4 protein-coding genes and 1 pseudogene are annotated in these 4,365 nt (G+C 64.9%); 1 reads left to right on the top strand and 4 read right to left on the bottom strand.

The genetic code is table 11. The features are described from left to right. A pseudogene (locus EOD15_RS37070) lies at positions 1–166 on the bottom strand (LysE family translocator); the annotation flags it as partial. 98 nt (positions 167–264) lie between these two features. Between EOD15_RS37070 and EOD15_RS29505 the strand changes: the two are divergent. After that, positions 265–1,134 (top strand): LysR substrate-binding domain-containing protein, encoded by an 870-nt coding sequence (locus tag EOD15_RS29505; protein ID WP_127321889.1) that lies wholly within the window; start codon positions 265–267, stop codon positions 1,132–1,134. Between the two features lie 239 nt (positions 1,135–1,373). On the opposite strand, the gene EOD15_RS29500 is transcribed toward EOD15_RS29505, so the two are convergent. The 3 genes from EOD15_RS29500 to EOD15_RS29490 all read right to left on the bottom strand — a co-directional run. Further along, the gene (locus tag EOD15_RS29500) at positions 1,374–2,024 is read right to left on the bottom strand and encodes a dihydrofolate reductase family protein (protein ID WP_127321888.1); all 651 of its coding nucleotides are present in this window, start codon (positions 2,022–2,024) and stop codon (positions 1,374–1,376) included. A 102-nt stretch (positions 2,025–2,126) separates the two neighbouring features. Then, positions 2,127–2,969, bottom strand: coding sequence for a protein-L-isoaspartate O-methyltransferase (locus EOD15_RS29495; RefSeq protein ID WP_164761909.1), 843 nt, complete (start codon positions 2,967–2,969; stop codon positions 2,127–2,129). Positions 2,970–3,050: 81 nt separating this feature from the next. Continuing rightward, positions 3,051–4,365: Nramp family divalent metal transporter (locus tag EOD15_RS29490; RefSeq protein ID WP_148129693.1), on the bottom strand; the 1,315-nt coding region annotated here is incomplete at its 5' end.

The raw sequence follows: 4,365 nt of genomic DNA, 5'->3' as shown, positions 1-4,365 counted from the left end.
CGGCACCCGTGACGGTGGCGAGGCCGGCGGCGCTGCCGACCAGCAGGGGCACGGAACGGCGAAAGCCGAACTGCGCGCCGGACGCCGTAGACAGGGTCGTGGCGATGCCGGGCGTGGTGGTGGCGACGATGGCAAAAAGGATGAGCGGGAGAATGGGCTCGAGCATGCGGCGTCCTCTGTCAGAGGGCTGCGATCGTAGCTGCGTGCGAAGTTCAGTAAATGCAATGTTTGCCATGGTCAGCATTAGGATAGATAATGCCACCCATGATCCGAAATCTCGACATGGCGCTGATCCGCACCTTCATCACCGTCGCCGACAAGGCCAGCATGACGGCGGCGGCCAATGCGCTGCACCTGACGCAAGGTGCTGTCAGCCAGCAGGTCAAGCGGCTGGAGGAGGCGCTCGGCTCCAGCCTGTTTACGCGCGACCGGCGCGGCTTGCGGCTGACGCGCGCCGGTGAACAGCTGTTCGGCAGGGGCAAGCGGTTGCTGGCCTTGAATGACGAGATCTGGGCCGAGATGGCTGGGACATCGGTGGCCGGCCAGGTGCGGCTGGGCGTGCCCTACGACCTTGTCGGCACCTTGCTGGCGCCGGTGCTGAAGACCTATGCCGAGACCTATCCGCAGGTCGAGATATCGCTGGTCTGCGCCTCGTCGCCGGAACTGGCGGCCGCCCTTGCGGCCGGGACCATCGACCTTGCGGTGATCGAGGAACGCGTCGGCCCGTCGGCCGGTGAGTGCCTTGCCATCGACCGGCTGGTCTGGGTCGGTGCCAAGGGCGGCATTGCCCGCGCCAAGCGGCCGCTGCCGGTTTCGATCGTCGCCGACACCTGCGCCTTCCGCCCGGCCGTGCTGGCGGCGCTCGGTGAGCACGGGCTGGAGTGGCGCACCGTGTTCGAAAACGGCAACATCGACGCGACGACCGCGACGGTGCGGTCGGACCTCGCCGTCACCGCCTGGCTGGCCACAACCGTGCCGGCGGATCTCGACATATTGCCAGCGGAGTCCGGCCTGCCGCCGCTGCCGAATTTTGCCATCAATCTGCATCTGCCGAGGCACGGTGTCGGGCCGGCCGCGCAGGAATTCGCGCGGCACATCCGCGATGGCCTGGCGCGGCGGCCGGTGGCGGCTTGAGAGACTTCTCAGAACTTGGGTTCCTCTACCCCGTCGATCGGGGGAGAGGTGTCGAGCGGAGCTCGACGGAGTGGGGGTCGATCTTCTTCGCCTGACTACCGCTGTCTGAGTCTTGCCCGCCTGGTTGTGCCTATCTTGCGGAGGTGCGTTTGGCGAATGGCTTCCCCACTTCGTCGCTGCTTCGCAGCGCCACCTCTACTCCCTCCGGAGGGAGAGGAAAGCACGCCAAGGCCGTCCTGCTACTTCCAGTTCCTGCGCCGCTCGAGCTCGGCGTCGGATGGCTCTCCCGTGACAAACGAGCCGACCTTGATTTCGCCCGCGCGCTCGTAGGTGGCGATGATGACGCCTGTGCTGGTTGCCTGCGACTTGATGAGCTTGAAGGCGGCCGGCATCGCGCTGTCGCCGAACAGCCGCTTGCCCTTGCCCAGCAACAGCGGGAAGATCATCAGCCGAATTTCGTCGATCAGCCCGTTGGCGAGCAAGGTCTGGATCAGATCGCCAGATCCCTGGATGAGCAGGTCAGGGCCATCCTCCTGCTTGAGACGGCGCAACTCCGCAACGATATCAGGCCCGAGCGATTGCGTGTTCTGCCAGGTGAGGGTGTCAGGCCGATGCGTCGCCACATATTTGGTCGCGGGGTTGAAGGCATCCGCGATCGAATCTTTCTGATACGGCCAGTAGGCGGCGAAGATGTCGTAGGTTCTGCGGCCGAGCAGCAGGGCGAAAGGCTTGGAGAACAGTTCATCCATCGCTGCGCCCCCCGCCTCGTCGAAGTAATGGAAGGTCCAGCCGCCGAACTTGAAGCCGCCGACCGGATCCTCTTGCGGGCCGCCGGGCGCCTGCATGACGCCGTCGAGGCTGACGAATGTCGCCGAGATGATCTTTCTCATTCCAGTGCTCCCGTTCTTCGGTCCACGCCGTCGTGGCCGGACTTCAGCCCAAGGACGGGCGACGAGCCACCAGTCCGACATATAAATTTTGGCGAACCACCATCATTTGCGAGGCCCGGGGTGGAGATCTTCCGACGAGAACCAGACATCGCCCGATATGGCGGTGGCGGTGTCGTCCGGCGCCCTGTCCTGCACCAGCCAGATCGAGCGGCTGCGCGCGGCCTGCTCGCGCGTCGGGATCCTCGACGCTGAGTCTGCGAGCGAGGCGCCGACGCAGGGAATGAACCACGATCGCATGAACGGATCGCAGGCGAAGCCTTTTTCGGTGCGGATCACCATCACCGCCAGCGGGACGCGCTCGGCCGGGCGCCAGGGGAAGATCATGCGGCCGCCGGGCCGCAGCGCCTTCAGCCACCCTGCTGGTGGCGCTGCGACGCCAGCATTGACGTAGATGATGTCGGATGGCGGCAGGGGCGTCGTCACCGCATCGCCATGGACGACCGTTGCATTGCCATATGCTTCGAGATTTTTGCGCGCCAGATCGGCCAGCTTTTCGTCGAGTTCGAAGCCGTTGACGGTGCCGCCTGGTAAAACCAGCCTGGCCAGCACGGCGGTGTAGTAGCCGGTGCCGGCGCCGATATGAGTGACGGCCTCACCAGGTTTAGCCGCAAGCTTTCCGATCCACATGGCATGCAGGAAGGGCTCGCCATTGTTGATGCCCTTGTCGTCGTCGAGCGTCACCAGCACGTTCTGGTAGACATGGGCCGGGTCGGCGCTCGGCGTCGTGACCTTGCCGTTGCCGGCGATGACCGTCCACGGCCCGGGACCGAGAAACGCTTCGCGCGGCACCTCGGCGAAAGCCGCTTCCAGGCGTGGGTCGGGCGAGCCGGCATGGGCGACCAGCAGCCGCGCGTAGAATTTCCTGATGTCTTCGATCCGGGCCATGCTGCGGGACAACATAGCGCGGATTGCCGATTTGTCGCGAGACTACCCTTGGCGCACGGTAGTTGATTTCCGAAGCGGAGCTTAGCCGATGCCGAACATGGTGTCGTAGAGCAGCTTGAAGTTGAGCCCCAGGATGACCGCGGCGACTACCCAGGCAAGGGCGGCGACGCCGCGCGGAATGGCGAGATTGCCCATCTTCTTTTTGTCGGAGACGAACTGCACCAGCGGGACGACCGCGAAAGGCAACTGCATCGACAGGATGACCTGGCTGAACACCAGCAACTGGCCGGTGCCCTTTTCGCCATAGAGCGCGGTGACGACCACCACCGGGATGATGGCAAGGCCGCGGGTCAGCAGCCGGCGTGCCCAGTTGGGGATGCGCAGGCGCAGAAAGCCTTCCATGACTATCTGGCCGGCGAGTGTGGCCGTCACCGTCGAGTTCAGGCCGGACGCCAGCAGCGCCACCGCGAACAGGATCGAGGCGATGCTCAAGCCGAGCAGCGGCGACAGCAGCTCGAATGCCTGGCCGATCTCGGCGACATCCTGGTGGCCGGTGTTGTGGAAGGCGACCGCCGACACGATCAGGATGGCGGCATTGACGAACAAGGCCAGCATCAGGGCAATGGTCGAGTCCGTCGTTGCCCATTTGATGGCGTCGCGCTTGCCCTTGTCGGTGCGCTCATAGGCACGGGTCTGCACGATCGAGGAGTGCAGATAGAGATTGTGCGGCATGACGGTGGCGCCGATGATGCCGATGGCGATGTAGAGCATCTCCGGGTTGGTGACGATCTGCGACGACGGCACGAACATGGCATGCAGGATCGAGCCGGCCGGCGGGGCGGCGACAAAGATCTGGATGGCGAAGCAGCTGAAGATGATGATCAGCAGCGCGACGACGAAAGCTTCGAGATAGCGGAAGCCCTTGTTCATCAGCAGCAGCACGAGGAAGGCGTCGAGCGCCGTCAGCATGGCGCCGCCGATCAGCGGAATGCCGAACAGGAGTTGCAGCGCGATCGCGGTGCCGATGACTTCGGCCAGGTCGCAGGCGATGATGGCCAGTTCGCAGGCAATCCACAGCACGAAGTTGACTGGACGGGGATAGTAGGCGCGGCAGGCCTGGGCGAGGTCGCGGCCGGTGGCGATGCCGAGTCGTGCCGCCAGCGCCTGCAAAAGGATCGCCATCAGGTTGGACAGCATGATGATGAACAGCAGCGTGTAGCCGAACTGCGCGCCGCCGGCGAGGTCGGTCGCCCAGTTGCCCGGATCCATATAGCCGACCGAGACCATGTAGCCGGGACCCATGAAGGCGAACAGGCGGCGGAACCAGACCCCCGAACTCGGAACGGCGATCGACGCGTTGACCTCGCGCAGGCTGGGCTCCTCGTCCTCGTCGGGC

This window comes from Mesorhizobium sp. M7A.T.Ca.US.000.02.2.1 (genome assembly GCF_003996995.1).
Taxonomy (GTDB): domain Bacteria; phylum Pseudomonadota; class Alphaproteobacteria; order Rhizobiales; family Rhizobiaceae; genus Mesorhizobium.
The sequence above is the reverse complement of the archived record's forward strand: the minus strand, read 5'-3'. Positions and strand labels throughout refer to the sequence as shown.

Excerpts from the sequence above, each read along its gene's own strand:
- EOD15_RS29500 (WP_127321888.1), bottom strand. The coding sequence starts at position 2,024 with ATGAGAAAGATCATCTCGGCGACATTCGTCAGCCTCGACGGCGTCATG.
- EOD15_RS29505 (WP_127321889.1), top strand. The coding sequence starts at position 265 with ATGATCCGAAATCTCGACATGGCGCTGATCCGCACCTTCATCACCGTC.
- EOD15_RS29495 (WP_164761909.1), bottom strand. The coding sequence starts at position 2,969 with ATGGCCCGGATCGAAGACATCAGGAAATTCTACGCGCGGCTGCTGGTC.